Source organism: Legionella drancourtii LLAP12, from assembly GCF_000162755.2.
Lineage (GTDB): Bacteria > Pseudomonadota > Gammaproteobacteria > Legionellales > Legionellaceae > Legionella > Legionella drancourtii.
The window spans coordinates 1-3,778 of record NZ_JH413810.1 but is presented as its reverse complement, the minus strand read 5'-3'; the positions used below and the strand labels follow the sequence as shown (position 1 = coordinate 3,778).

Below are 3,778 nucleotides of genomic sequence, written 5' to 3'. Positions count from 1 at the left end.
TCTGACCCCATTGATTTATAAAATTAAATCCAATTATAAAAAAATTTGTCTCCTAATCTTTTTATCGTGTAAAAGGTTGACTAATTAATGCGCATTATTTATCATGCGGAAAATTTAATCGCAAATCATAAATTTAGATCATTTTATTTAGTCATGAATCATAAATTTAAATTATTTATCGGATGTGAAATCAATCTCTAAGGATGCGTTGTATGCAAAGAAAAATCGAAGAACTACAATTGGAAGTTTTACTAGACGCCATCAATAATTACCTTATGTGGCGCAACAATCAAAGCGCCGATGATCGCGGTTACTCTACCCATCTGTTTACTTGGCTTCATCACTACACAGCCTTCGGAGAAGAACGCGCTAAAAACCTAAAACAAGAGCTTTCTTCGAATTTAACAAAAGCACCTATAGAAATAATACAAGAACACTTAAAAACGAATACAGAGACTGATGATTATTCTCTTAGCACGTACATACTGGAAAATATATTAAAGAATAAGGAATTATTTTCAATAACTACTGAGCTTACAAGTGTGCATACTCAAAGTTCGCGCTTAACACTACGTCAGCTTATTATTGATCAGGATATTAGTAGTTCAGAATACACCTACCTAGTTGCCAAGCTTTATGAGCGTTATAAGTTACCTCAAGCTCAAAAACTTTATGAAAAAGCCGCTTCATTAGGAAGTTATGATGCTAAAAAGAAATTATTTGTCGTTGAGAATAAATCACTTACCAAGGCCGAACAATGGAATAAGCTTGGGGATAAGTATTACAATGCAACTAAAGACTATATAAATGCAAAAATATGTTATGAGCAGTGTATTACACTGGATTCTAACTATAAAAATAGCCTCTATATGTTAGGTGTTATTCATGAGCATGGTCAAGGTGGTGTTGATAAAAATAAAGTTACAGCACAAGCGTTTTATCAGCGAGCAATTCAGACCGGGGATGAAAGGGCTGTTGACAGACTACATCTATCAACTATCGATAATTTCTTAGCTAAGGAGAAGGAATGGAATAAGTTAGGAGAGGATTATTTTTTTGGAAAAAATGGTAAAACGAAAGATTATTGGCATGCAAAATGGTGTTATGAAAGGGTTCTGGCATTCAATCCTACTCATGCAGATGCAGTTGAAAATTTAAAAATACTATCAGAACATACACATTCTCTAGTTACCATTAATACTCAAGAATATTATGAAAAAGCAATGCTTAATTCTGATATTAAAAAGCAACAATTAATATTAGAGAAAATAATTGTTTCTGATGAGCTTGCTGGTATGAAGTTTACAAAAGGGCGCTGCTGGCTGCATTTACTAACTGATTTACCACACTCGCCTTTATTGAATATTCAAGTTCTTCACGATGCAATTAAAAAAATAGTCCAGGTAGACACTAATAGCCCTTATACTAGAGACAATCAGGGGAAAACACCTTTTTTTCAACTTAATGTAAATGATCCTTATAAAATATTAAGCATATTAAGACCGTTTGATTTTATAGGAACAAGTGAAAAAGAGGCGGAAGTGGGTAGCTTTTTGAAGAGTATTAAGACTAATCCCCATTTAGAACAACATCTTTTATTAGTGGCAGGTCCTCCTGGTGTGGGAAAAACAGAGATAACCAAAACTATAGTTAATAAAGAAGGGTTTAAAGTTATTGAATATGCTGTTGACGCTGAAGAGGATAAACATATTAATCAACACGGATATAGAATAAGTAAATTATTTGCTGCCGTTGCCCAAATGAAAGAGCCTATTTGTCTCTTTATAGACGAAATTGATACTCTTTTGCCAACGAATAAGGACACATCTACCGATATACAGAGTCTAAAGGAAACAGTTACTACTAAATTTCAAACTGAAATAGATAAGCTAAAAGGCAAAAAAATTGTTCTCGTGGGTACTACTAATTATTTAGAACGGATTAAGCCTGCGATTAGAAGTCGAGCAGGGACTGCTGTATTTTTTGACTTACCTGATAGCACGAATCGACAATTAATAATTCAGGATTTACTTCGTATAGCTGTTCTTGAACCGGATTCAACTATCATTCAAAAAATTGTTGAGGCAACATCTGGATGGTCGCCAAGGCAATTAAAAAACTATATAGAAAAAGTAAACAATAAACAGCAGCCCAATACCCCCCTTAGTAATGAGCTTTTTGAAAATTGTTTTGAAGCGGTACGTAAAGAATTAGAAAGACCTAAAAAAGGTCATGCTAAAATGATTGCACCAAGATTAACTACTTTGGGTGCAACACCAAGGGCGATGCCTCTTAGTGATGAGCTTTTAGAATCATCTGATCATATATGCACATTTATAGAAAATTCTGAGGCTCTGATAAAAATAAATCCAGGATATAACGTTCATACCTTACTCTTTGGCCCTCCTGGAGGAGGAAAAACAGAGTTTGCACGATTAATTGTTGAAAAAACAAATTGTCCTTGTTTCGTTGTTAATCCAAAAAATAGTTTAACAGAATTTGCTGGCGTCTTCTCGCAAGCAAAATCCTGTGAAAAAGCCATTATTTTTATTGATGAGGTGGATAGTTTTGCTTCGGCTCCAGCTGCAGCGGAACTGCTGCAAACAGAAATGGATGGTTTTGATAAACCTAAAAATCCACTGGTTATTATTGCGGCAACGAATCATTTAGAACGAATAGCTCTTCCCGTACTCTCTCGATTTGGAAACAAAATGGAAGTTTTATTACCGGCAGAAAAGCAACGCTCAGAATTTTTTTAAATTTGCATTAACTGATATGAAGAAGAGAGTACCCAATGTATATGACAAGAGCCTAAATGACGAAATTAAAGGTGGATGTATTAATCTGGGGAGGGAAACAGAGCGTTTTTCTATTAGAGATATGTACTCTGTGTTAAATCAGATTACGCCTATTTTATTTAAGCGCTTAAATTCTCCCAATAGCGCTAATAAAGACTCGCTGATGATGACTTTATCCCATGTAATTTCCAAAGTTAAAGCCACCGTTGAAATTGAAAGTAACCTTTCTTTTGCCGCTAATCCATCACGATTTTTTTCTTATCCACCAAAGGACGTAACCCCAAGCGTTCCGGGTTCATCTCCTGTATTTAATTAGGGTAAACAAAATGTATAAAAAAATAAATTTTGCGAAGGTTGTAGATATTAATGATGTTGACAACCCAGAGGCTTTAGAAAAAAGAAAAATTTATATTGAACAGCAACTTAGCATGGGATTTTCTGAGAAAATTATTTCTTATCAAAAAGATAATGAGCATAATTATTGGAGCAATTTAGTTTCTCAGAGCCAAAAGCTTATTGAGATAACTCGGGATTTATATAAGAAACATCAGCAAAATGGTTCTATTATTTTCCAATTAGAACAAGTTCTTGGACGGGCTGAATACCTCTTTGAGAAACGAGAAAATGTAACCCAGGAGTCTAATTCTCAAGATTATCTTGATTATCAAGACAATCTTAAGCACATAGAATTACTCAGTACGGAACTGTCAGGTTACCAATCCATTATGATGAAACACTTTGGTATTGCATTAATGGCTATGGCTACACTTATTGCGGTTACGACTCTTTTCGCATCAGTACTCGCGTTTGGTGGGGTCTTTATTACTGGAGCAGCAGTGCTCGGATTAATTCTTACCGGGAGTGGCTTGTTGGCGCTTTATAAACAGCAACAAAAGGGATTGTCTCTTGCTGCCTCTGCGCTAGTAACTACTGCAAATCAGGTACAATCGACTTTAGACTACTTTGATAAATCTGTTTCA

At 34.9% G+C, this 3,778-nt stretch carries 3 protein-coding genes; all 3 read left to right on the top strand.

Features of this window, described 5'->3' with window-relative positions; genetic code table 11:
• The first annotated feature begins 212 nt into the window (after positions 1 to 212).
• Positions 213 to 2,759 carry an AAA family ATPase gene (locus LDG_RS05315; protein ID WP_006870157.1) on the top strand — a complete coding sequence of 849 codons (2,547 nt, stop codon included), beginning with the start codon at positions 213 to 215 and terminating at the stop codon, positions 2,757 to 2,759.
• A gap of 16 nt (positions 2,760 to 2,775) precedes the next feature.
• Positions 2,776 to 3,114, top strand: a complete 339-nt coding sequence (locus LDG_RS05310) for a hypothetical protein (protein ID WP_148263513.1) — start codon at positions 2,776 to 2,778, stop codon at positions 3,112 to 3,114.
• 10 nt (positions 3,115 to 3,124) lie between these two features.
• Positions 3,125 to 3,778: hypothetical protein (locus tag LDG_RS05305; RefSeq protein ID WP_040534614.1), on the top strand; the 654-nt coding region annotated here is incomplete at its 3' end.

Excerpts from the sequence above, each read along its gene's own strand:
- LDG_RS05310 (WP_148263513.1), top strand. The coding sequence starts at position 2,776 with ATGAAGAAGAGAGTACCCAATGTATATGACAAGAGCCTAAATGACGAA.
- LDG_RS05315 (WP_006870157.1), top strand. The coding sequence starts at position 213 with ATGCAAAGAAAAATCGAAGAACTACAATTGGAAGTTTTACTAGACGCC.